Annotated in this window: 22 protein-coding genes; 12 read left to right on the plus strand and 10 right to left on the minus strand. The window is 62.7% G+C overall.

Annotated features, from left to right (window positions below; all coding sequences use genetic code 11):
- Window positions 1-121: 121 nt before the first annotated feature.
- Window positions 122-1438 (minus strand): hemolysin family protein, encoded by a 1317-nt coding sequence (locus PZN02_RS25685; RefSeq protein ID WP_280661787.1) that lies wholly within the window; start codon window positions 1436-1438, stop codon window positions 122-124.
- Between the two features lie 565 nt (window positions 1439-2003).
- Here PZN02_RS25685 and PZN02_RS25690 point away from each other — a divergent pair.
- The 7 genes from PZN02_RS25690 to PZN02_RS25720 all read left to right on the plus strand — a co-directional run bounded on the left by PZN02_RS25690 (window position 2004) and on the right by PZN02_RS25720 (window position 8974).
- Window positions 2004-2927 carry a sugar kinase gene (locus PZN02_RS25690; protein WP_280661788.1) on the plus strand — a complete coding sequence of 308 codons (924 nt, stop codon included), beginning with the start codon at window positions 2004-2006 and terminating at the stop codon, window positions 2925-2927.
- Between the two features lie 229 nt (window positions 2928-3156).
- Complete coding sequence (locus PZN02_RS25695) at window positions 3157-4182, plus strand: sulfate ABC transporter substrate-binding protein (protein ID WP_280661789.1); 1026 nt, start codon at window positions 3157-3159, stop codon at window positions 4180-4182.
- Between the two features lie 6 nt (window positions 4183-4188).
- Window positions 4189-5049, plus strand: a complete 861-nt coding sequence (cysT, locus tag PZN02_RS25700; protein WP_280661790.1) for a sulfate ABC transporter permease subunit CysT — start codon at window positions 4189-4191, stop codon at window positions 5047-5049.
- The gene (cysW, locus tag PZN02_RS25705) at window positions 5039-5926 is read left to right on the plus strand and encodes a sulfate ABC transporter permease subunit CysW (RefSeq protein WP_280661791.1); all 888 of its coding nucleotides are present in this window, start codon (window positions 5039-5041) and stop codon (window positions 5924-5926) included. The genes cysT and cysW overlap by 11 nt, the downstream gene beginning before the upstream one ends.
- A gap of 15 nt (window positions 5927-5941) precedes the next feature.
- The gene (locus PZN02_RS25710; RefSeq protein WP_280661792.1) at window positions 5942-7051 is read left to right on the plus strand and encodes a sulfate/molybdate ABC transporter ATP-binding protein; all 1110 of its coding nucleotides are present in this window, start codon (window positions 5942-5944) and stop codon (window positions 7049-7051) included.
- A 120-nt stretch (window positions 7052-7171) separates the two neighbouring features.
- Window positions 7172-8554, plus strand: a complete 1383-nt coding sequence (locus tag PZN02_RS25715; protein WP_280661793.1) for an FAD-binding oxidoreductase — start codon at window positions 7172-7174, stop codon at window positions 8552-8554.
- A gap of 54 nt (window positions 8555-8608) precedes the next feature.
- The gene (locus tag PZN02_RS25720) at window positions 8609-8974 is read left to right on the plus strand and encodes an SMI1/KNR4 family protein (protein ID WP_280661794.1); all 366 of its coding nucleotides are present in this window, start codon (window positions 8609-8611) and stop codon (window positions 8972-8974) included.
- 29 nt (window positions 8975-9003) lie between these two features.
- Here PZN02_RS25720 and PZN02_RS25725 read toward each other — a convergent pair whose 3' ends face one another.
- From PZN02_RS25725 to PZN02_RS25765, 9 genes are all read right to left on the minus strand, one after another.
- Window positions 9004-9558 carry an RES family NAD+ phosphorylase gene (locus PZN02_RS25725; RefSeq protein ID WP_425336311.1) on the minus strand — a complete coding sequence of 185 codons (555 nt, stop codon included), beginning with the start codon at window positions 9556-9558 and terminating at the stop codon, window positions 9004-9006.
- A 4-nt stretch (window positions 9559-9562) separates the two neighbouring features.
- Entirely contained in the window at window positions 9563-9934 is a 372-nt protein-coding gene (locus tag PZN02_RS25730) for a DUF2384 domain-containing protein (RefSeq protein ID WP_280661795.1), read from the minus strand.
- 81 nt (window positions 9935-10015) lie between these two features.
- The gene (locus PZN02_RS25735) at window positions 10016-10798 is read right to left on the minus strand and encodes a crotonase/enoyl-CoA hydratase family protein (protein ID WP_280661796.1); all 783 of its coding nucleotides are present in this window, start codon (window positions 10796-10798) and stop codon (window positions 10016-10018) included.
- Window positions 10795-11664, minus strand: a complete 870-nt coding sequence (locus PZN02_RS25740) for a hydroxymethylglutaryl-CoA lyase (RefSeq protein ID WP_280661797.1) — start codon at window positions 11662-11664, stop codon at window positions 10795-10797. Before PZN02_RS25740 ends, PZN02_RS25735 begins: the two co-directional genes overlap by 4 nt.
- Window positions 11661-13649, minus strand: coding sequence for an acetyl/propionyl/methylcrotonyl-CoA carboxylase subunit alpha (locus tag PZN02_RS25745; RefSeq protein ID WP_280661798.1), 1989 nt, complete (start codon window positions 13647-13649; stop codon window positions 11661-11663). The genes PZN02_RS25740 and PZN02_RS25745 overlap by 4 nt, the downstream gene beginning before the upstream one ends.
- A gap of 17 nt (window positions 13650-13666) precedes the next feature.
- Window positions 13667-14050 (minus strand): RidA family protein, encoded by a 384-nt coding sequence (locus PZN02_RS25750; protein ID WP_280661799.1) that lies wholly within the window; start codon window positions 14048-14050, stop codon window positions 13667-13669.
- An 11-nt stretch (window positions 14051-14061) separates the two neighbouring features.
- A complete protein-coding gene (locus PZN02_RS25755; protein WP_280661800.1) occupies window positions 14062-15669 on the minus strand; it encodes a carboxyl transferase domain-containing protein in 1608 nt (535 codons plus the stop codon).
- Between the two features lie 58 nt (window positions 15670-15727).
- Window positions 15728-16891 carry an isovaleryl-CoA dehydrogenase gene (locus tag PZN02_RS25760; protein ID WP_280661801.1) on the minus strand — a complete coding sequence of 388 codons (1164 nt, stop codon included), beginning with the start codon at window positions 16889-16891 and terminating at the stop codon, window positions 15728-15730.
- Between the two features lie 356 nt (window positions 16892-17247).
- Window positions 17248-17787, minus strand: coding sequence for a gluconokinase (locus PZN02_RS25765; protein ID WP_280663282.1), 540 nt, complete (start codon window positions 17785-17787; stop codon window positions 17248-17250).
- Window positions 17788-17975: 188 nt separating this feature from the next.
- On the opposite strand from PZN02_RS25765, the gene PZN02_RS25770 reads away from it, so the two are divergent.
- From PZN02_RS25770 to PZN02_RS25790, 5 genes are all read left to right on the plus strand, one after another.
- Window positions 17976-18428: an Lrp/AsnC family transcriptional regulator gene (locus PZN02_RS25770; RefSeq protein WP_280661802.1), complete on the plus strand. Its 453-nt coding sequence runs from the start codon at window positions 17976-17978 to the stop codon at window positions 18426-18428.
- Window positions 18429-18430: 2 nt separating this feature from the next.
- Window positions 18431-19054, plus strand: a complete 624-nt coding sequence (locus tag PZN02_RS25775; protein WP_280661803.1) for a LysE family translocator — start codon at window positions 18431-18433, stop codon at window positions 19052-19054.
- A 131-nt stretch (window positions 19055-19185) separates the two neighbouring features.
- On the plus strand, window positions 19186-19644 hold the full coding sequence (locus PZN02_RS25780) for a helix-turn-helix domain-containing protein (protein ID WP_280661804.1): 459 nt from the start codon (window positions 19186-19188) through the stop codon (window positions 19642-19644).
- Between the two features lie 111 nt (window positions 19645-19755).
- Window positions 19756-21624, plus strand: a complete 1869-nt coding sequence (locus PZN02_RS25785) for an SARP family transcriptional regulator (RefSeq protein ID WP_280661805.1) — start codon at window positions 19756-19758, stop codon at window positions 21622-21624.
- A gap of 35 nt (window positions 21625-21659) precedes the next feature.
- Window positions 21660-21878 carry a hypothetical protein gene (locus tag PZN02_RS25790; protein ID WP_280661806.1) on the plus strand — a complete coding sequence of 73 codons (219 nt, stop codon included), beginning with the start codon at window positions 21660-21662 and terminating at the stop codon, window positions 21876-21878.
- Window positions 21879-21886: the final 8 nt, after the last annotated feature.

A 21886-nucleotide genomic window follows, 5' to 3' on the forward strand; every position in this document is an offset into this window, starting at 1 on the left:
ATTCGATTTTGCCCGAGGCTAATCTGTATGACTTTTCAAATCAACTATTTTGTTTTGTATCAAAAAATCAGATACACATCGATAACACTCTGCCTCTATCACCGCGGTAAAAACGGGGATGTCAGCCAATCCGCGAAGCCAGAAGCTTGTCGATGCGCATACCGTCCATGTCGACGATCTCGAAACGCCAGCCCTCGAAATCGAAGCTCTCGCCCACATGCGGGATATGGCCGAGCATTTGCAGTGCGAAGCCGGCGATCGTGTGGAAGTCACCCTCCGGACGGTCGTGGAACCCCAGCCTTTCGAAGGCGTCGTGCGCGGCCATCATGCCCTCGATCAGCATGCTGCCATCCTCGCGCACCACGATATCCGGCTCGACGGTTTCCGTATCCGGCAGGTCGCCGGCAATCGCCTCCAACAGGTCGGTCTGGGTGACAATCCCCTCTAGGCTCCCGTATTCGTCGATGATCGCAGCGAGCCGAACGGGCGCGCTCTTGAACTTCTCCAGCACTCGGAAGACGGCCGTCGACTCGTGCAGGATCAACGGCTCCCGAATGACGCTAAGGACGTCGAGGGCTTGACGATCGAGCAACTGGTCAAGCAGGTCCTTCTTGAGCACCATCCCGAGCGGATAGTCGATGTTGCCCCTGCCGATCAGAAGCTGCTCGTGGCGAGATTCCCTGATCGTCCTCAGGATCTCCTCCTGGCTGTCGTCGGCGTCGATCCAGTCGATCTCGATCCGCGGTGTCATGATGTCGGAAATCCTTCGGTCGCCGATGCTGAATATCCGCTCCACCAGTTCCTGCTGGGCGGCATCGAGAAGCCCAGCTTCCTGGCTTTCGGCGACAAGAAGCTTCAGCTCGGTCGGAGAATGCAGCGACGCCTCGCCTGCGCCGGGGCGCAGGCCGATCGAACGAAGCACGAGATTGCCGAGGCCGTTGAGGGCGAGGATCGCGGGGCGCAGCAGAAAGAGAAACAGCGCGAGCGGGCGGACGACGGCAAGCGCCGTGCCCTCGCTGCGCTGCAGCGCCAGGCTCTTCGGTGCCAGTTCGCCGAGCACGATATGCAGGGCGGTGATAATGATGAACGCAACCGCGACCGCGATCGCGTGTGATCCGACCGATGCCCAGGCCGCAGGCAAGACCGTCAACAACGGCTCGATCAGATGGGCGAGCGCGGGTTCACCGACCCATCCCAGCGCCAGGGACGATATCGTGATCCCAAGCTGGGTGGCTGCCAGGTTGGCATCGAGATTTTCGACGGCGTGCTGCAGGGCGCTCGCGTTCATGCGTTGTTGCGCAACCAGTTCCGCCACGCGGCTGCGGCGGACCGAAACGAGCGAAAACTCGGCAGCGACAAAGAAACCGTTCGCACCGACAAGCAGAAACACCGCCAATACCCCGAGAAAATCGAGAATACTGCCATCGGAACCAGACATGATCTCCCTTCGGGCGGGTGACGCCTCGGACTGTTGAAGCCACAACCAGCGTATCACGCACTTGCCGCCGGAGGCAGACGAGAGATATTCGCGTGGCGGCTTTGGGCGGATCCCCACCTCGGTCGTCGATTTCATCACGGGTGGACGAGCGCGCGCACCCGGGCTGCGATTGGGCAATCTCTTTCGATTTCACATCTAGGCTCAGGACCTACTAAATTCGTCCATTCTGCGTGGCGGATTTCGTGCCTGAGAAGGAGGAAAGATGCAGGAAATGCGTCGACATTTTCAAATCTTTCCGACGCGGTCAGGCGCGAAATCCGCCTCGCCCTTCGGGTTCAGGTCCATGGGCCGCCTGATCGAAAACAATGCTCGACAAGACCTTCAGGTCTTGCCTTGCGCTTGTTTTCTTCCATTCAATCCCATGGATCTGAACAGATTGGACGAATTTAGTAGGTCCTGAGCCTAGATTTGCACCCAGGAACTTTTCTAGGATACGTGGACAGAAGGCCGCTTCGCGTCTTCTCATCACCGGCGCCTGCCTCCCCTCCACTCGTGGGATTACCCGATGCCAAAGACATTTCTCTCGATCGGCGAATGCATGATCGAACTTTCACAGGCCAGCGACGGCCATCTCAAGAAGGGTTTCGCGGGGGATAGCTTCAATACGGCGTGGTATGCCCGCGCCTTTCTCGGCAACGACTGGCAGGTCAGCTACTTCACGGCACTCGGAACGGACAGGCTTTCCGACGAGATGCTCGCCTTCATGAACCGCGCCGGCATCGCCAGCGATCATGTGCGCCGCATCGAGGGGCGCAATCCCGGCATGTACATGATCCACCTGAAGGACGGCGAGCGCAGCTTCCAATACTGGCGGGAAACATCTGCGGCAAAGCTTCTGGCCGAAGACCGCGACCAACTGCGCGCGGCGATCGATGACGCCGAACTCGTCTATTTCTCCGGCATCACGCTTGCGATCCTCTCGCCCGACGATCGCGGCCGGCTGCTGGACGAGATCCGCCGGGCGCGCGAAGCGGGAAAGACCGTCGCGTTCGATCCGAATCTGCGGCCACGGCTTTGGGAAAACAGCGAGACCATGCGTGCCGCGGTTTCAGACGGCGCTCGCGTGGCGACGATGGTCTTCCCGAGCTTCGACGACGAGCACAGTCATTTCGGAGATGCCACCCCCGAAGCAACGGCGAAACGTTACCGCGATCTCGGTGCGGAGCTTGTCGCGGTCAAGGACGGCGCGAACGGGATTACGATCAGCAGCGCCGGACAGGTCATGCATGTTCCCGCCCATCCTGCCGACCCGGTCAGGGACACAACCAGCGCCGGCGACAGCTTCAACGGGGCCTTTCTGGCGATGCAGCTGCGGGGCGAGCCCCCTCGTGACGCGGCGGCGTTCGCCGCAAAAGTCGCTGCACGCGTTATCGAACAGCCCGGCGCCCTCATCGGATCGGACCACCTGCCGCAACCGAACGTTGCCTGAGCCGCGATAGCCGACGGCAGAGGCGAATTCGGCGGCTCCGGATATATGGCGCCCGCCGTGAGATACCGTGCTATTTTCGCGGTCGCGCCCCACCGAATCGAGCAAAGAATTTCCGCAAATGGCGCGTCGACGACAGGACATTTCACGAAAGGGGCACAAAGCGTCATAAGTTTGCGTTGTGATAGTCGATTAAATTGATAGTTTTATCTGGCAAAGGATGGAGGGCAATATGGGCTCGAATAGACTTACCGGAATAGTAAAACTAGCGCTTGTGGTCGGCAGTCTGCAGCTTGGCTCCATTGGCCTCGCTCAAGCGGACACAACGATCCTGAACGTGTCCTATGATCCTACTCGGGAGCTTTACAAGGAATTCAATGCGGCCTTTGCCGAAAAATGGCAGGCCGATACCGGCGAGACCGTGACGATCCAGACCTCCCACGGCGGCTCCGGCAAGCAGGCTCGGTCGGTGATCGACGGTCTCGAGGCGGACGTCGTGACGCTGGCGCTTGAGGCCGATATCGATGCGATCGCCGCGGCGACCAGCAAGATACCGCCCGACTGGAAAACGCGCTTCGAAAACAACAGCTCACCCTACACCTCGACGATCGTCTTCCTCGTCCGCAAGGGCAACCCGAAAGGCGTCAAGGACTGGGGTGATCTCGTCAGGGAAGATATTCAGGTGATCACGCCGAACCCGAAGACCTCGGGCGGTGCGCGCTGGAACTTCCTCGCTGCCTGGGCCTGGGCACGGGCCGCCAATGGCGGCGACGATGCGAAGGCACAGGAATATGTGGCGCAGCTATTCAAACACGTGCCGGTTCTCGACACCGGGGCGCGCGGCGCAACCACAACCTTCGTCCAGCGGGGCCTCGGCGACGTGCTGCTTGCCTGGGAAAACGAAGCCTACCTCTCGCTGGAAGAACTCGGGCCTGACAATTTCGAGATCGTGACGCCATCAATCTCGATCAAGGCCGAGCCGCCGGTGGCGCTTGTGGACGGCAATGTCGACAGCAAGGGCACGCGAAAGGTGGCGGAAGCCTATCTGAATTATCTCTACAGCGATGTCGGTCAGAAAATCGCGGCCAAGCACTATTACCGGCCCTTCAAGCCGGAGCTTGCGGACCCGCAGGATACCGCGCGCTTTGCCGATGTGAAGCTGGTCACTATTGACGAATTCGGCGGTTGGAAGGAAGCTCAGCCGAAGTTCTTCGCCGACGGCGGAATGTTCGACCAGATCTACAAGCCGGGACAATGATACTTCATGGCCTTTCGCAGCAGCAGCACGCGATGGCAGTTTCGGCAGCCGAGCGTCATTCCGGGGTTCGGATTGGCGCTCGGCGTCACCCTGACATGGCTCACCCTCATCGTACTCATTCCGCTTTCCGGCCTCATCTGGCGCTCGAGCGGCCTCGGCTGGTCGAAGTTTTTCGCGCTCGCCTCTGACGAGCGGACGGTCAACGCTTTGACGATCAGCTTCGGCACCGCTTTCGTGGCGGCCGTCATCAATCTGGTTTTCGGCGTCGTGCTTGCCTGGGTGCTCGTTCGCTACCGATTTCCCGGAAAGCGCGTCATCGACGCCATGGTCGATCTGCCGTTTGCGCTGCCGACCGCGGTTGCCGGCATTGCGCTGACGACGCTCTATGCGCCGAACGGCTGGATCGGATCGCTTCTCGAGCCCCTCGGCATCAAGATCGCTTTCACGCCTGCCGGCATCGTCGTGGCCCTCGTCTTCGTCGGACTGCCCTTCGTCGTCAGAACGGTTCAGCCGGTCATGGAGGAAATCGATAAGGAGGTGGAGGAAGCGGCCGCAACGCTTGGCGCCAGCCGCTACCAGACGATCAGCCGCGTCCTGCTGCCGGGCCTTCTTCCGGCCGGGCTGACGGGCTTCGCGCTCGCCTTTGCGCGTGGCGTCGGTGAATACGGCTCCGTCATCTTCATCGCCGGCAACCTGCCTTATGTCTCGGAGATCGCACCGCTCTTGATCATCATTCGCCTCGAGGAGTTCAACTATCCGGCGGCCACCGCGATAGCCGCGGTCATGCTGCTCATTTCCTTCATGATGCTGCTCGTCATTAACACGATCCAGTCCTGGAGCAGACGGAGGTACGGCTATGGCGCATGATGTCGGTTCGACGGCGATTGCAGCGCCGTCGCAGCTGGTCAGGGCGGCAACCTCGGAGACCCGGCTCGCACGCACGACCCTGATCGTGGTTGCCCTCGGTTTCGTAGCGCTGTTCCTGCTGCTGCCGCTTGCCACGGTGTTTATCGAGGCGTTCCGCAAGGGACCGGCAGAGTTCGTCTCGGCGCTGCGTGACGCGGAGACCTTTTCCGCCATTCGCCTGACGTTGCTGGTTGCCGCGATCGCCGTACCGCTCAACCTCGTCTTCGGGGTGGCGGCCGCGTGGGCGATCGCCAAGTTCGAGTTCAAGGGCAAGGCATTCCTGACGACCCTGATCGACCTGCCCTTCTCCGTGTCGCCGGTGATTTCGGGCCTTGTCTTCGTGCTGCTCTTCGGATCCAACAGCCTGCTAGGCCCTGTCCTGCAAAGCTATGGCATCCAGATCCTCTTTGCCGTGCCGGGGCTGGTGCTTGCCACCGTCTTCGTCACCTTTCCTTTCGTCGCGCGCGAGCTGATCCCGCTGATGCAGGAACAGGGCAGCAGCGACGAGGAAGCGGCATTGTCGCTCGGCGCCACCGGCTGGCAAACCTTCTGGCATGTGACGCTGCCCAACATCAAATGGGGCCTGCTTTACGGCGTGCTTCTCTGCAACGCGCGCGCCATGGGAGAGTTCGGTGCGGTCTCGGTCGTTTCCGGCCACATTCGCGGCCAGACGAACACCATGCCGTTGCAGGTGGAAATCCTCTATAATGAATACAACTTCGTCGCCGCCTTTGCGGTGGCGGCACTCCTTGCGCTCCTGGCGCTGGTAACGCTCGTCCTGAAGACGGCACTTGAACTTCGCTACAGCGACGAAATCGCTGCCAGCCGCAGGCATTGAAAGGTCCAGACATCCATGGAAGTCCGCGTCCAGAAAATACGCAAGGAATTCGGCCGCTTCCCGGCGCTCGACGATGTCTCGCTCGACATCCGCTCCGGCGAATTGATCGCGCTCCTCGGTCCTTCCGGCTCGGGAAAGACGACGTTGCTGCGGCTCGTCGCCGGGCTCGAGAGCCCGACGGGAGGCATGATCTTCTTCGGCGACGAGGATGCATCGAAGAAGAGCGTGCAGGAACGAAACATCGGTTTCGTCTTCCAGCACTATGCCCTCTTCCGACACATGACCGTGCTCGACAACGTCGCCTTCGGGCTGAAGGTGCGGCCGGCCAACAGGCGGCCGCCAGCCGCCGAAATCCGCCGCCGGGCCCTTGATCTGCTCGATCTCGTGCAACTCTCCGGCCTCGAAAAACGCTATCCGGCCCAGCTCTCCGGCGGCCAGCGCCAGCGCGTGGCGCTCGCGCGCGCCATGGCGGTCGAGCCCAACGTGCTGCTGCTCGACGAGCCCTTCGGAGCGCTCGACGCGCAGGTGCGCAAGGAACTCAGGCGCTGGCTCAGGGAAATCCACGACCGAACCGGCCACACGACCATCTTCGTCACCCACGACCAGGAGGAAGCGCTTGAACTTGCCGACCGCGTTGTCGTGATGAGCAATGGCGCGATCGAACAAGTCGGCACCCCCGACGAAATCTATGACTATCCGGTATCGCCTTTCGTCTACGGCTTCATCGGCCAGTCCAATTGCCTCAAGGTGACGCTGTCGAGTGGCGAAATCTGGTTCGAGGACCGACCGATCGGGTTGCGCGCAGCACACGAGCCCGACGGCTCGGCGACCCTCTACTTCCGCCCACATGACATCGAACTCATCGATGGCTGCGGCGGCTGTCTGGCTGGCCTCGTGACGGGCAGCCGCCGGGTAGCCGGAACGCGCCATCTCGAACTCGATCTTGGCCGCGGGCACCCCTCCGTCGAGATTGAGCTGCCGCCAGAGCGCGCGACCGCCGCCGACCACACTCGCATCGCCTTCAGGCCGACGAAGTGGAAGCTCTTCCGCAAGGAGGAAAAGCAGCAACAAGCACCACAAGAAGTGGAGACGCGGGCACGCGAACTCGCACGCACCGGTACCTGAATGAGGCCGAGCATTTGTGGCTCTCGGGACCGATAGATTGAGATTATCCCTCACCTACAGCGCCGCGCGCATGATAAGACGCGCGGCGCGGTAAGGAATGCTGCAGCAGGGAACCCCCTCATGTCCGTAATCGAAGACCTCATCCGATCCCTCGGCGAGGCGGTACTGACTGGCGACCGGATCGCCGAACGCCATCGGAGCGACGCGAGCCTCACCGGGCGAAATCTCCCGAGCGCGGTGGTCCGCCCGGCGAGCACGGCTGAGGTCGCTACCGCGCTCAGCATCTGCAATGCGCATCGTCAAAGCGTGGTGCCGCAGGGCGGCATGACGGGGCTCGCCGGCGGCGCCAACCCCAACACCGGCGACGTCGTCATTTCGATGGAGCGGCTTTCCGGCATTGAGGAGATCGACGCGGCGGCCGCGACGATGACCGTGCTCGCGGGCACGCCGCTTGAAGTCGCACAACGCGCGGCGGAGGAAGCGGGCTTCCTGCTGCCGATCGACCTCGGCGCGCGCGGCTCGTGCCAGATCGGCGGCAACCTCGCCACCAACGCCGGCGGCATCCGCGTCATCCGCAACGGGGTCGCGCGTGACAACGTCCTCGGCATCGAGGTCGTGCTTGCCGACGGCACGGTGGTCTCTTCGCTCAACAAGATGATCAAGAACAATACCGGCTACGACCTCAGGCAATTCTTCATCGGTTCGGAAGGCACGCTCGGGATCATCACCCGCGCCGTGCTGCGCCTGCGCCCGTTGCCGGCCGGACGGCTGACGGCGCTCTGCGCGCTCGACGGCTACGCGGACGTCATCGCCCTGCTGAAGCGCGCTCAGCGGGAGCTTTCCGGTCTCTCCGCGTTCGAAGCGATGTGGGAAAGCTATTTCCGCTTCAATTGTGAGGCGGAAGGACGGCAATTCTTCGAGACTTCTCCCGTCTTCGCCGCGATCGTCGAGCAGGATGTCCACGGGCTGGACGGCGAGCGGGAGCAATTCGAAGCCTTCCTCGGACAGGTCCTCGAAGACGGATTGATCGGCGATGCGCTGATTGCCCAGTCGGAGAAGGAGGCCCAGGCCTTCTGGCGCGTGCGCGAAGGCCATGCCATGGACAGGTTGCTGCCTTCCCTCGTCAATCTCGATGTCAGCCTGCCGATCGGCGATATCGGTCGCTTTGCCGAGGAATGTGGCAGGGCGCTCTCCACGCTGTTTCCGTCGGCACATGTCTCCTTCTTCGGCCATGTCGGCGACAGCAACCTGCATATCGCCTTTTCCGTTCCGGACGCCGATCAAGAAACCGCGCATCAGGTCGATGCCGTCGTCTACCCGCTTGTCGCGGCGCATCATGGCTCCATTTCCGCCGAACACGGCATCGGCACGCTGAAGCGTGACTTCCTCGATCGCTCCCGCAGCCAGGCGGAGTTCGAGGTCATGCGCCGCATCAAAGATGCCCTCGACCCGAACGGCATCCTCAATCCCGGCAAGGTGCTCGGCGGATCTGGGTCGTGTTGACAATAGGCGATGTGCAATATTGAGCGGCGACCATCGATAACACTAAGGTGCGGAATGACTTTTCCCGTTTCCGAAGACAAGATCATCGCCGCTGAAACTGCATTGGGACGACGGCTGCCCCGTGAGCTTAGAACTCGCCTGCAGAACTTGAACGGCGGCGCTCTTGTCGCAGCGGGTGACGATTGGATCCTTCATCCTGTCCGGGATAACTCAGACCAGAAACGAATATCGAGGACAGCCAACGACGTCATCCTAGAAACCAAGGCGGCCCGTGAGTGGCGAGGCTTTCCGGCTGATGGCATTGCGATAGCGTCTAACGGGACTGGAGACCGGCTGGTATTGGTCCCTGAGTCAGATAATGTCTTCCTTTGGAACCATGAAACCGTCACCCTGTCTTCCGTGATCGTTGAATGGAGCTGACGCAAACTTCTGGGCGTGCATAAAAGGCTCTAAACCCAGGAGGCCGGCGACTTCGGCAGCCTGCCTTCGGGATCGATGACCTCGAGGCGTGGCGCACCCGCGCCGTTCCAGCGCCAGAGTGCGACGCAGGTGCCGCCGGGCGACATGAATGACGGGTAGATCACGCCGTGAAATTCCTGGGCCAGGAGATCGGCCTGCACCTCATGGGTCTGCGGCACCACGCCCTTGTCGAGGTCGTCTCGCCACTCGCATCGGTGGATGGCATCCGTCAGGCCAAGCTCCGCAAGAACATTGGCGTCCGTGAGATCGGCCAGCCGCGCATCGTAAAGCTCGAGCCGTACGATCAGCGCCGGATGCTGCACGAAACCCTGATTGTATTCGGCCCAGGCGGTCGAAAGTTCGCGCGCGGCATAGATCGTCGGCACGCCCACCGGGTTCCATCGGCCGCCGAAACGCGCCGCACCTTCGCCGGAAAGCGGGGCATGAGCCCAGCGCGGCACGAAGGCGCGCCAGAGCGGCATCGGCTCGGCAGGCAGTGGTTGCTCCAAGTCAGAGCCGATTGCGGGCCGAGAACCGCTCCTCATCCGTTTAGGCGTAGACGCCGGCGCGAACAGCTTCCAGATAAGCGAGAACCTTGTCGGCCTTGCCTTCGCCGACGAGATCGAACGCCGTCTTTCCGGCCCAGCCGGGGATCGGCTGGTGCTTGAACCAGATGACGGCGCGGGCCTCGTCGCCCGCCATTTCGGACGCCATGGAGAGGATGCGGACGACATTGCTCAGGGCGCTATCGACCTTGCGGGCGCCGGTCTTGGCTGTCAGCGTGTTCCGCGCGACGCCGATCAGCTTGGCGAGTTCGGCAAGCGTTATGCCCAGACGGTCGGCAACAAGGCGCGCCGACAGGAACGGGGAATGATCCTCCCCGAAGCGGGCGGCGGGAATGTCCAGATTGAGGGCGACCATGGCAGAACTCGATCTTGTTTTGATCAACAGATGGATAAAATAAGCTCAATCCATGATCATTTCAAGCGCAGTCGTTGTTCATCACTGCCAGGAGGGCGTCCGCCGGTCGAAGAAGGCCGAGACTCCTTCCCGTGCTTCCTCCGTTTCCCAGGTGTCGGCAAGCTGCTCGATGGTCGCTGCGATGACTGCATCCGTGATCGGCATGCCAAGCGATCGCGCCAGCCGTTTGGCCCTTCCGGCCGCTTGCGGCGCGGCGGCAAGATAGGGTGCGATTTCTGCATCGACAGCGGCGTCCAGCTGCCCATCGTCGACCACGATCGTCGCAAGACCGGCGGCAAGCGCCTCTTCGGCGCCGAAAAGCCGCGCCGACATGAACAGCGGCCGCGCCCTTCCTTCGCCAATCCTCGCGACGACATAGGGACTGATCGTCGCCGGGATCAGCCCGAGCCTCGCCTCCGTCAGGCCGAACTTTGCGCCCGCCGCCGCGACGACGGTGTCGCAAACGCTCATCAGCCCGACCCCGCCGCCAAAGGCATTGCCATGCACCCGCGCGATCAGCGGTTTCGGCATCTCGTTCAGCGCCTTGAACATCATCGCCAGCCGCGTCGCCTCGGCGATCCGCGCCTGCCGGTCGGCATCAAACTGCTGGCGCATCCAGTCGAGATCGCCGCCCGCACAAAAACTCTTCCCCTCGCCGTCGAGGATAACGACACGGACCGCATTGTCATCGCCAAGCCGGACCGCCGCATCTGTGAGCTCGCCGATCATCGCGGCGGAAAGCGCGTTGTGCTTTTGCGGACGGGCGAGCGTCAGGCGGGCGATGCCCCCTTTGTCGACAGTGCACCGGATCGTTTGCTCAGTCATGCCGCACTCCTCAGCGATCGGGCGAAGGTTGCCGCGCGATCGAGCTTTTCGGCGTCGAGCCCGGTCGAAAATCCCCTCTTCTGCAGGAAGGCATTCACCGCAAGCGTATCGACATTACCGGCGGCGCCGGGGGCGTAGGGGCAACCTCCGAGCCCTCCGGTCGAGGCGTCGAACACCCGCAGGCCCCGATCAAGGCCGACCGCGATATTTTCCAGCGCCCGGCCGGACGTGTCATGGAAATGACCTGCAAGCTTCGCCGCGTCAATGTCTCCGAGCACCGTCGCCAGCATGGTGTCAACGGCTTCCGGCGTGCCTCGCCCGATCGTGTCGCCGAGACTGATCTCGTAGCAGCCGAGCTCGGAAAGAAGGCGCGCGACGCGGGCAGCGGCCTCCGGCGCGATCGGTCCCTCGTAAGGGCACTCGACAACGCAGCTGACGTAGCCGCGCATCGGAATTCCATGCTGCCGGCTTGCCTCCGCGACCGGGCGGAAGCGCTTGATGCTCTCGGCAATCGAGCAGTTGATGTTCTTCTGCGAGAAGGTTTCGGAGGCGGACGCAAAAACCGCCACCTCGTCGGCGCGGGCGGCGCGCGCAGCCTCGAAGCCCCTGATGTTCGGCGTCAACGCCGCGTAGCGAGTGCCCGGGCGCCGCGCGATGCCTGCCATGACCGCGGGAGCATCGGCCATCTGCGGGACCCATCTCGGGCTGACGAAGCTCGTCACCTCGATGCGCTCGAAACCACAGTCCGAAAGCAGGTCGACGAGCCGGATCTTATCATCGGTATCGACAAGCCGGGATTCGTTCTGCAGGCCGTCGCGCGGCGCCATCTCGACGATCGTGACGTGCTCGCTTGCCGACGATGTCACTGTGCGGCCTCCTCACTGAGGGTTACAAGCACGGTGCCTTCGCTGACCTGCGTGCCCTCGGCCACGTGCACGCTCGCGACCGTCCCCTGCCGCGAGGCCGAAAGCGTAAGCTCCATCTTCATGGCCTCCATCACCACCAGCGGCTGGCCTTTGGCGACGGCCTCGCCGGCGCCGACACGGACCATCTTGACGAGGCCCGGCATCGGCGCAATGAGTTCGTCATCGGCTATCTCCCCGCTATGTCCGCCGGACAACGCGTCCGGCAGGTGAAACACCAGGTTTCGGCCATTGAGAAACAAGGTCAGCGTTTCGCCCTGCCGAAGGAAGCGAAGCGTTTGCCTCTGCCCGGCCACTTCCAGCCTCGCACCATTTTCGAAGCGTTCAAGCACGAGCACCGGCAAGGTGCGCGTTCCGGCACGAACCGCAAACTGATCGCGTCCGCGCGACGCGAGTGTGACGGCCGCGCGCCCGTTCGCGTGGTCGATGGAAACCGTCCGGTGGGCATCGCCCCAGATCTGCCAATAGCCGAGAGAAGCCCAGGGATCGGAGGATGTCATTGGCTGGAGGACGCCGGTGGAGACGATTGCTGCCAGCGCCAATGCTTCGTCGTCCGGGTCGCTCGGCGCCGCCAGCCGCTCGACCGTCCGGTCGATCAGTCCCGTGTCCGGCCTGCCGCCGCGGAAATCCTGTTCGTCCGTGAGCCTGATGAGAAAATCGAGATTGGTGACCGTTCCGCCGATCCGGACCTCCTTCAAGGCGGCCTGCAGCCGGGTGAGCGCTGCCGACCGTGTCCCCGCATGCACGATCAGCTTGGCGATCAGCGGATCGTAAAAGGGCGTTATCGAGTCCCCCTGCTGTACACCGGAGTCGATCCGCGCGTTGCTGTCCGGAAAGCTCAAATGTGCCAGCCGGCCGGTCGACGGTAGGAAGCCGCGGGCCGGATCCTCGGCGTAGATGCGTGCCTCGAAGGACCAACCGTTTATGCCGATCTCGCCCTGCTTTTTCGGCAGCGGCTCACCGTCTGCGACGCGCAACTGCCATTCGACGAGATCGAGCCCGGTGACCGCCTCGGTGACCGGATGCTCCACCTGCAGCCGCGTGTTCATTTCCATGAAATAGAACTGATCCGGCCAGAGGCCGTTTGTCACGTCGGCGATGAACTCGACCGTGCCGGCACCGACATAGCCGATCGCATGCGCGGCCCTGACGGCGGCGTCTCCCATCGCGCGGCGCACTTCCGCGGTCATGCCCGGCGCCGGCGCCTCCTCGATCACCTTCTGGTGCCGCCGCTGCAACGAGCAGTCACGCTCGAAAAGATGAACGATGTTGCCGTGCCGGTCCCCGAAGATCTGGACCTCGATGTGGCGGGGGCGGCTCAGATATTTCTCGATCAGAACCCCGCCGTCGCCGAAGGAGGCCTGCGCTTCCCGCTGCGCGGCTTCCAGCGCCGAACCGAAATCCTCTCGCCGCTCGACGCGTCGCATGCCCTTTCCGCCGCCACCGGCGCGCGCCTTGATCAGCACCGGATAGCCGATTTCCGCGGCCTGGGCCGCCAGGAACTCAGGGTCCTGCTGCTCACCGTGATAACCCGGCACGACGGGCACGCCGGACTGCTCCATCAGCGCCTTGGCCGCATCCTTGAGCCCCATGGCCCGGATCGCTTCCGGTGGCGGCCCCACGAAAACGATGCCTGCGGCCTCGACGGCCTCGGCAAAATCGGCATTTTCGGACAGGAAGCCATAGCCAGGATGGATGGCGTCAGCGCCGACGGCCCGTGCGGCCTCTATGACGCGGTCGATCGCGAGATAGCTTTCGGCGGCATTCGCGGGGCCGATCCGCACGGCCTCGTCGGCGAGCGTCACATGAAGCGCGTCACCATCCGCATCGGAATAGACGGCAACGGTGCGGATACCGAGCCGCCGGGCGGTGCGAATGATGCGGCAGGCGATCTCGCCGCGATTGGCAATCAGGAGTTTGGAAAACATGCCCCTCGGTTCCGCTTCTATTGTGCCGCCACCACTTCGACTTCCAGGAGCCAGCCGGAATCGAAGATTCCGGCAATCACGACCGTTATCGCCGGTGCCAGCGCACCGAGATAGTCGTTGCGGATCTCACGGTTCGCAAGGACATGGTTCCTGTCGGCGAGGTAGGTCGTCACCTTGACGATATTGGCCTTGGTCATGCCGGCGGCCTTGAGCTGAGCGTCGACATTCAGCCAGACCTGGCGTGCCTGCGCCTCGAAACCATCAGGCACGACGTCATCGGAGGTCATGGGAATCTGGCCGCTGACGAAGACCAGGCGTTGAAGATTTTCGACGCTGACGGCCTGCGAGTAGCCGCCTCGCGGCTGCGGTGCGTTGATCGCGTTGATATTGTCGCGTTTCATGGCCCACCTCCCTACATCCTGAACAAACCGAAACGTGTATCCTCAATCGGGGCGTTCAGCGCGGCCGACAGCGACAGTGCGAGCACGTCCCGGCTTTTGCGCGGATCGACGACGCCGTCGTCCCAAAGACGCGCCGAGGCATAGAGCGGATGACTTTGCCGCTCGAAAAGATCGAGCACCGGCTGGCGGAAGCGCGCCTCCTCGTCCTCGTTCCACGGCGTGCCGGCGCGCCTCAAGGCTTCGCCGCGCACCGTCGACAGCACGCCGGCCGCCTGTTCGCCGCCCATGACCGAAATGCGGCTGTTCGGCCAGGTCCAAAGGAAGCGCGGTGAAAAGGCCCGCCCGCACATGCCGTAGTTGCCGGCCCCGAACGATCCGCCGACCAGCATGGTGACCTTCGGCACCTTCACCGTGGCCACTGCCGTCACGAGCTTGGCGCCATGCTTGGCGATGCCTTCCGTTTCATATTTGCGGCCGACCATGAAGCCGGTGATGTTCTGCAGGAAAACGAGCGGGATCTTGCGCTGGGCGCAGAGCTCGACGAAATGGCTCCCCTTCAGTGCGGACTCCGAAAACAACACGCCGTTGTTGGCGACGATGCCGACCGGTATTCCATGAATATGGGCGAAGCCGCAGACGAGCGTGGTTCCGAAACGGGCCTTGAATTCGTCGAAACGGGAGCCGTCGACGATCCGGGCGATCACCTCGCGAATTTCATAGGGCGTTCTGAGGTCGGCGGGCACGATCCCGGCGATTTCCTCCGGATCGTAGAGCGGTGGCTCCGGCGCGCGAAGCTCCACCGACGATGGTTTTTCTCGGTTCAAGCCCGACACGGCGCGGCGCGCCAAAGCCAGCGCATGCGCATCGTCACGCGCCATGTGATCGGCAACGCCCGACAGTCGCGTGTGGACGTCGGCGCCGCCGAGATCTTCGGCCGAGACCACTTCGCCGGTCGCCGCCCGCACCAGCGGGGGGCCGGCCAGGAAGATCGTGCCCTGCCCCTCGACGATGATCGCCTCGTCGGACATCGCGGGCACGTAGGCGCCGCCGGCCGTGCAAGACCCCATCACGACGGCGATCTGCGGGATGCCGGCCGCCGACATGTTCGCCTGGTTGTAGAAGATCCGGCCGAAATGGTCGCGATCGGGAAAAACCTCGTCCTGGTTCGGCAGGTTGGCACCGCCGGAATCGACAAGGTAGACGCAGGGAAGCTGGTTTTCGGCGGCAATTTCCTGTGCCCTGAGATGCTTCTTGACGGTCATCGGGTAATAGGTGCCGCCTTTGACGGTCGGATCGTTGCAGACGATCATGCATTCGCGCCCGGCGATCCGGCCGATGCCGGTAATGAGCCCGGCACCCGGCGCATCGCCGTTGTACATGCCGTGCGCGGCCGTGGCGCCGACTTCCAGAAAGGGCGTGCCGGGATCGATCAGGGAAGCGACCCGGTCTCGCGGCAGCAGCTTGCCGCGGCTGACATGGCGTTCCCGCGCCGTCTCGCCGCCGCCGTTGACGGCGAGCCGCACCGCCTCCTCGACCGCCGCGATGGCATCCGTCATCGCCGCGCGGTTGGTCTTGTAGACGTCGGAGGATGCCGAGATATGCGATCTCAAGATTGTCATGAAGCCCTCAGGCAAGCGATTTGACCAAGATGCGCGAAGAACGGCCGCCGCCGTTCGTCTATTTCGTTTCTTCGAACAGCTCGCGCCCGATCAGCATCCGGCGGATCTCGCTCGTGCCGGCACCGATCTCGTAGAGCTTGGCGTCACGCAACAGGCGGCCGGCCGGGTAGTCGTTGGTGTAGCCGTTGCCGCCCAGCGCCTGGATCGCCTCGAGCGCCAATGCGGTCGCCTTTTCCGCCGCATAAAGAATGCAGCCGGCGGCGTCCTTGCGCGCGGTTTCGCCACGGTCGCATGCCGCCGCCACCGCATAGACATAGGCGCGCGCCGCATTCATCGTCACATACATGTCGGCAAGCTTTCCCTGCATCAACTGGAACTCGCCGATCGGTTGACCGAACTGCTTGCGCTCATGGAGATAGGGGACGACGACATCGAGGCAAGCCGCCATGATGCCGAGCGGCCCGGCCGAAAGCACCACGCGCTCGTAATCGAGGCCGGACATCAGGACGTTGACGCCGCGGCCTTCCGCGCCGAGCACGTTTTCTTCCGGCACCTCGCAGTCCCTGAAGACGAGCTCGCAGGTGTTGGAGCCGCGCATGCCGAGCTTATCGAGCTTCTGGCCGGTCGAGAAGCCGGCGAACCCCTTTTCGACGAGGAAGGCGGTGATGCCGCGCGGCCCGGCGGCCGGATCGGTCTTGGCATAGACCACCAGCACATCGGCGTCCGGACCATTGGTGATCCACATCTTGTTGCCGTTCAGCACGTAGCGGTCGCCACGCTTGTCGGCCTTGAGCGTCATCGAGACCACGTCGGAGCCGGCGCCCGGTTCGGACATGGCGAGCGCGCCGACATGTTCGCCGGAAATCAGCTTCGGCAGATATTTGGCCTTCTGCGCGGAGCTGCCGTTGCGGTTGATCTGGTTGACGCAGAGGTTGGAATGGGCGCCGTAGCTTAGGCCTACGGAGGCGGACGCGCGGCTGATTTCCTCCATCGCGACGCAATGGGCGAGGTATCCCATGCCGGCACCGCCATAGGCCTCGTCGGCGGTGATGCCGAGTACGCCGAGCTCTCCCATCTCCCGCCAAAGGGGCGCGGGAAAGGCGTTGCTCCGGTCCATCTCTTCCGCAAGCGGCGCGATCCGTTCGCTCGCAAACCGGCGCACGCTGTCGCGCAACGCGTCGATGTCATCGCCAAGGGCGAAACTCAGTCCACCTTGATACATGTCTTTTTCTCCTCCGCATGTCTCCGGCGGCGATCTCCTCATCGCCAGCAGAAACAGGCCCCGCGGCATCCTCCTCGATGCACGATCGGTGACAGCGCCGCGCGCCTTCCCGGACGCAAAGGTCGCCCTAATTCACGAACACTGCATCGTAGCGCCGCACGGCCGTTGCCGCGAACGATAACATCGCGCTTGGCTAATTTCCTTCCAAAGAGCTGGGCAGCCAAGCACGATTTGGAAAGGGTAAGGCTCACACACGGCAGATCGATGCTTAGCACTCGGCGTGGGCCTCGTTCATTCGGCGACCGCGATTCGACACAAAGGACTGGCGTCAAATCCTAAGCAATGGGCGCACGCGGCTACATCTTGCCGAGGGCGGCAAGCGCCTCGTCCACGATTGCGTCCAGCGGTTGGTCGATGTCGATCGCCACGGTGTTCGCCTCGCCGGTCGGATTTTCCAGGGTCGCGAGCTGGGTCTTCAACAAGGACTGAGGCATGAAGTGGCCGGTGCGGTGATGCATCCGTTCCGCCAACACCGCCTCGCTTCCATGGAGATGGACGAAGGCCAACCCCTCCGGCGCGCTTTCCCGCAGCTTCTGCCGATAACTCAGTTTGAGCGCCGAGCAGGCAACGATGGCCGGGCTGGAGCTTTCCGCGAGCTTACGGCCGATCGCCGCGAGCCATGGCCAGCGGTCATCATCCGTCAGCGGAATGCCCTCGGACATCTTCTTGATGTTCTCGGGCGGATGCAGGGCGTCCCCTTCGACGAAGGGATAGCCATAGGCCTTCGCGATACGTTCGCCGACGGACGATTTTCCGCTTCCCGACACGCCCATCACGATGATCGAGCCTGGAAATCGGTGCGCCGGCGTCGCGGGTCTGTGTCTCTTCTCGATCATCATCCTGTACCTGGCATCCCTGTCTGCTGGCGAGCGAATACGCTTCCGCTCATAGCTTCCGCACCGCCCGTCGGCAAGCGGCGTGGCGGGGTCGACGAAGCACATGCCGTCACTGGCCCCACCTGCCCGAAAGAGCGATCGCCAAAAAAACCGTTGAATTTTTATGAATTACAGCGTATTTTTCTGCGATGGACGCTACAGACAGAAAAATCATTGGGATCCTCGCGGATGACGCCCGCACGTCATTGACCGACATCGGTGCGGCGGTCGACCTCTCACCGTCTGCGGTCAACGAACGCATCCGCCGCCTCGTCGCCAGTAGTACGATCCGCCGCTTTACGCTCGATGTGGATCATCGCGCCCTTGGCCTCGACGTTCTCGCCTTTGTCTGGATCGCCCTTTCGGCCGATGCCGATGAAGCCGAATTCCGTGCATTCATGGCGGCGCACCCGGTCGTCGCCGAATGCCATCACGTGACTGGCGCATGGTCCTATTGCGTCAAGATCCGCATGCCGACGCTTGGCGACATCGAGCCGTTTCTCTCGGAGCTGAAAGCACGGCGATATCTCGCCCGCAGCGAGACCGTCATCGCGCTTTCGACGGTTGCCGATAACCTCTTCACAGGACCGGAGGTCCGATAGACATGTCGATATTGCTTTTCGGCAAAGGCCTCCTGCTCGGCCTCGCCATTGCCGCGCCAGTCGGGCCGATCGGCGCGCTTTGCATCAGCCGCACGCTGACGCGCGGTTTTTGGGCCGGCGTCGCCGGCGGTCTCGGAACCGCGCTCGCCGACGCGACCTACGCGATGCTCGCGGCCGTCGGCTTCGCGGCATTCGCTGCCGTGCTTTCCGCGATCGCGACACCTCTCAGCCTGGTGGGAGGCCTGTTCATGATCTGGCTCGGCTGGCGCGGACTGGCCCCGAAGCCCGTTGCGACGGCCGCCGAGATCGACGCGCGCGATCTCATTCACACCACGACCGCGACCTTCTTCCTGACGATCGCCAACCCCACGACCATCCTGTCCTTCGCCGCGATCTTCGCGGGGCTCGGGCTTTCGACGGTCGGCGAAGGAGCAAAAGGCGCAATTGTCGTCTCGGGCGTCTTTCTCGGTTCGCTCGCCTGGTGGTTCTTCCTGAGCGGCGGCGTCGCGCTTGCCAGGACACGACTTCCGGACCGATTCGCCACCTGGGTGTCGCGCCTTTCCGGACTGCTGCTCATCGGATTTGGCGTAACCGCGCTCGCCTCGACCGCAACCCGGTTTGTCTGACGCCTTGTGCACAACACAATCACAAAATGTGCTTCGTGCCTCGGATTCTGGCGCGCACTGATTGCATCGCATCATTTATTCGAGCAAACTTATATGGATGAGGTCGAACCGTTCCGAGGAGAATCACTGCAATGAATAAGAAGGATCCAAACCCGATAGATACCTTCGTCGGTTCTCGTGTCAGAATGCGCAGACTGATGGTCGGGCTGAGCCAGGAAAAGCTGGCCGATGGCCTGGGCATCACGTTCCAGCAGGTACAGAAGTACGAAAAGGGCACAAACCGCATCGGCGCGAGCCGCCTACAGGCGATTGCCGATATCCTGGGCGTCCACCCGAGCTTTTTCTTCCAACGTGAAGACGACAAGCCGCTGGGACGAGACAGCGCCGGCGACATGCACGAATCGAACGAGATTTCCTCCTTCGTGGCCTCGAAGGAAGGCATCGCACTCAACAGGGCCTTCCTGAAGATTGCCGATCCCGTGCTGCGGAAGAAGATCATCTCGCTCGTTGCCGCCATGGCCCAGGCACCGGATGCGGAGTCGACGAGCGTCGCCTCTGAAGCGCGTCGCCCAGAGCCTCTGCACGGCTAGAGACGCGCAAACGACGCTGTAGCACTGTAATTTGCTGCATGTTTCCTTAAATCGACTGCGATTTAAGGAAACATGCAGCAGAGATAGCCTTACTGTCAGCGAGGGGGCCGCATGACCTATAGGTTGCAGACTCTGGGACGATTGCGCCTGCTCAACGAAGCGGGCCGCGAAGTCGCCTTCCCCGAGAAGGGTCTGCTCATCCTGTGTTTTGCGATTGCCAACGGCTATCGCGAGCAATCCCGGGCGGAAGCTGCCAGGCTGCTCTGGGACGGGGTCGAGCCCAGCCAAGCCTATGTTAACCTGCGCAAGACAATTTCCCGCATCACCGCGCAACAGATGGAGCTCGGCCGAACCTTTCTGACCTTTTCGCAGTCGTCAATCCTGCTTAATCCCGGAACCTTGACGAGCGACCTGGATGCCGTGACCGACGATGGCGGCGATGCCGTGGCTCGCTTCTGCCGCATTGCCACCGTGCTGCGCGACGATTTCCTGAAGGACACGAAATCGCACGGCAAGGCGCTCGATGCCTGGATCGGCCGCCAGCGGGAGACGCATATGTCCCTGCTGCGGGAAAGTCTGCTTGCCGCGGCGCCCGCCGCCGCGGGCCAACATCGCGAACTTCTCAAGTCGGCGGCAATGCGCTTGCTTGAGCGCAGCCCCTCGGACGAGGAAGTCCGCAAAGTCTTGAAGAACGCACTGGAGTCGGAAGGACGACACCACGACGCGCAGGTCATCTTCGACAGCGTCAGCCGGTCGGTTCCGATCATCGGCAACCAGCCGTCCGCGCCCGTCGAGATCCTCGTCAGAGACGACGCTCACCAGAGAAAGCCGCCGCGGCTCGTCCTGCTGCCGCCGAACGCAGAACGCGCGCATAGCCCCGCAGCGATTTTTGCGAGTTCCCTCATCGAGGACGTAACAATCGGCCTTTGCGCGCTTCGGTCCGTCAGCGTGATAGCGCCCTATACCGCGGCGCAGATCGGCCTTCAGGCCGATAAGGCCAACACCTACGAACGGCACACCATCAGCTATATCCTCGACACGCGGTTGACCGACGAGGGTGACCGCCAGAGCCTGTTTGCCCAACTGATCTTCTTCGCAAATGACGAGGTCATCTGGGCCGACCGGTTCAATCTCGTCGGCGACGGGCTGATGCAGTCGCGCAGGGGCATTGCACACCGGATCGCGGCGGCTATTGCCAGTCAGGTTGAACAGAACGAGGCCGTTCGTGGTTCCTATGAGGACCACGCGGATTCCTATCGAAGCTATCTTCTCGGCCAGCGACACCTGAAGGACCTCAACCTTCCCGAGATCCGCCGCGCCCGCAAGAGCTTCAGGGAGGCACTGGGCCAACAGGCGGGTTTCGCACCCGCGATGGGCGGACTGGCCCGGACCTATTTCTTCGAATGGCTGCTGACGGCACGCAATGATCGTGAACTGCTGAGGCTGGCCGAGCGGCATGCCCGGGAGGCCGTGGCCGCCGACGAAACACTCGCCTCCGGCTATCTGGAACTCGGCGTGGTCAAGCTCTACCTGCGCCAATTCGACGAGAGCGTTGAGTTCCTCGACAGGGCGGAAGCATTGAGCCCGCATTACGCGAATGTCCTCGCCAGCTACGGCGACACCCTCGTGCAGGCGTCACGCCCAATGGAGGGACTTCAAAAGATCAAGACGGCGATCGATCTCAATCCGATCTCACCCGACAACTATTTTTGGGCGGCGGCTGGTGCCAGCTATTCTCTTGGCCAATACGAAGAGGCCCTCGGCTACATTGATCGGATGCGGGACAGAACGCCCGCCGACCGGCTATCGGCGGCAAGCTGGGGCATGCTCGGCGACCGCAGAAAGGCCCGCCAGTTCGTGCGCAAGACATTCGACGTCCACCCGGATTTCGATCTCGACCGGTGGATGGCGATCGTGCCGTTCCGGGAGGAGTGGCAGAGGGAGCATTACCGCGAGGGCTTAAAGAAGGCCGGTTTTTGAGGCGCAATTCCGCGCGACAGCAAGAGGGGTAAGTAATGGCTGAAGTTGTTGTTTTCGGCATTGCCGGAGAGGATCATTTGTGGCTTGCGGATCTCAAGGCGGGGACGGTCACCAGGATCGATCCGCCCAAGCAGGGCGCGCTGGCCGACGCCGACGCATTGCGTAAGTCCGGCTCCACGGTCGTCAAGACCGTCAATCTTGCAGCTGCGGCAACTTCCGCCGACGCCGTCTTCGGTGGCTACATGGACGGCTAGCCGCTGGC

This window comes from Sinorhizobium garamanticum, assembly GCF_029892065.1.
Taxonomy (GTDB): domain Bacteria; phylum Pseudomonadota; class Alphaproteobacteria; order Rhizobiales; family Rhizobiaceae; genus Sinorhizobium; species Sinorhizobium garamanticum.

Bases quoted from the DNA above. Each gene is read 5' to 3' on its own strand.
- PZN02_RS25685 (WP_280661787.1), bottom strand. From the start codon at position 1,438: ATGTCTGGTTCCGATGGCAGTATTCTCGATTTTCTCGGGGTATTGGCG.
- PZN02_RS25690 (WP_280661788.1), top strand. From the start codon at position 2,004: ATGCCAAAGACATTTCTCTCGATCGGCGAATGCATGATCGAACTTTCA.
- PZN02_RS25695 (WP_280661789.1), top strand. From the start codon at position 3,157: ATGGGCTCGAATAGACTTACCGGAATAGTAAAACTAGCGCTTGTGGTC.
- cysT (WP_280661790.1), top strand. From the start codon at position 4,189: ATGGCCTTTCGCAGCAGCAGCACGCGATGGCAGTTTCGGCAGCCGAGC.
- cysW (WP_280661791.1), top strand. From the start codon at position 5,039: ATGGCGCATGATGTCGGTTCGACGGCGATTGCAGCGCCGTCGCAGCTG.
- PZN02_RS25710 (WP_280661792.1), top strand. From the start codon at position 5,942: ATGGAAGTCCGCGTCCAGAAAATACGCAAGGAATTCGGCCGCTTCCCG.
- PZN02_RS25715 (WP_280661793.1), top strand. From the start codon at position 7,172: ATGTCCGTAATCGAAGACCTCATCCGATCCCTCGGCGAGGCGGTACTG.
- PZN02_RS25720 (WP_280661794.1), top strand. From the start codon at position 8,609: ATGACTTTTCCCGTTTCCGAAGACAAGATCATCGCCGCTGAAACTGCA.
- PZN02_RS25725 (WP_425336311.1), bottom strand. From the start codon at position 9,558: ATGAGGAGCGGTTCTCGGCCCGCAATCGGCTCTGACTTGGAGCAACCA.
- PZN02_RS25730 (WP_280661795.1), bottom strand. From the start codon at position 9,934: ATGGTCGCCCTCAATCTGGACATTCCCGCCGCCCGCTTCGGGGAGGAT.
- PZN02_RS25735 (WP_280661796.1), bottom strand. From the start codon at position 10,798: ATGACTGAGCAAACGATCCGGTGCACTGTCGACAAAGGGGGCATCGCC.
- PZN02_RS25745 (WP_280661798.1), bottom strand. From the start codon at position 13,649: ATGTTTTCCAAACTCCTGATTGCCAATCGCGGCGAGATCGCCTGCCGC.
- PZN02_RS25750 (WP_280661799.1), bottom strand. From the start codon at position 14,050: ATGAAACGCGACAATATCAACGCGATCAACGCACCGCAGCCGCGAGGC.
- PZN02_RS25755 (WP_280661800.1), bottom strand. From the start codon at position 15,669: ATGACAATCTTGAGATCGCATATCTCGGCATCCTCCGACGTCTACAAG.
- PZN02_RS25760 (WP_280661801.1), bottom strand. From the start codon at position 16,891: ATGTATCAAGGTGGACTGAGTTTCGCCCTTGGCGATGACATCGACGCG.
- PZN02_RS25765 (WP_280663282.1), bottom strand. From the start codon at position 17,787: ATGATCGAGAAGAGACACAGACCCGCGACGCCGGCGCACCGATTTCCA.
- PZN02_RS25770 (WP_280661802.1), top strand. From the start codon at position 17,976: ATGGACGCTACAGACAGAAAAATCATTGGGATCCTCGCGGATGACGCC.
- PZN02_RS25775 (WP_280661803.1), top strand. From the start codon at position 18,431: ATGTCGATATTGCTTTTCGGCAAAGGCCTCCTGCTCGGCCTCGCCATT.
- PZN02_RS25780 (WP_280661804.1), top strand. From the start codon at position 19,186: ATGAATAAGAAGGATCCAAACCCGATAGATACCTTCGTCGGTTCTCGT.
- PZN02_RS25785 (WP_280661805.1), top strand. From the start codon at position 19,756: ATGACCTATAGGTTGCAGACTCTGGGACGATTGCGCCTGCTCAACGAA.
- PZN02_RS25790 (WP_280661806.1), top strand. From the start codon at position 21,660: ATGGCTGAAGTTGTTGTTTTCGGCATTGCCGGAGAGGATCATTTGTGG.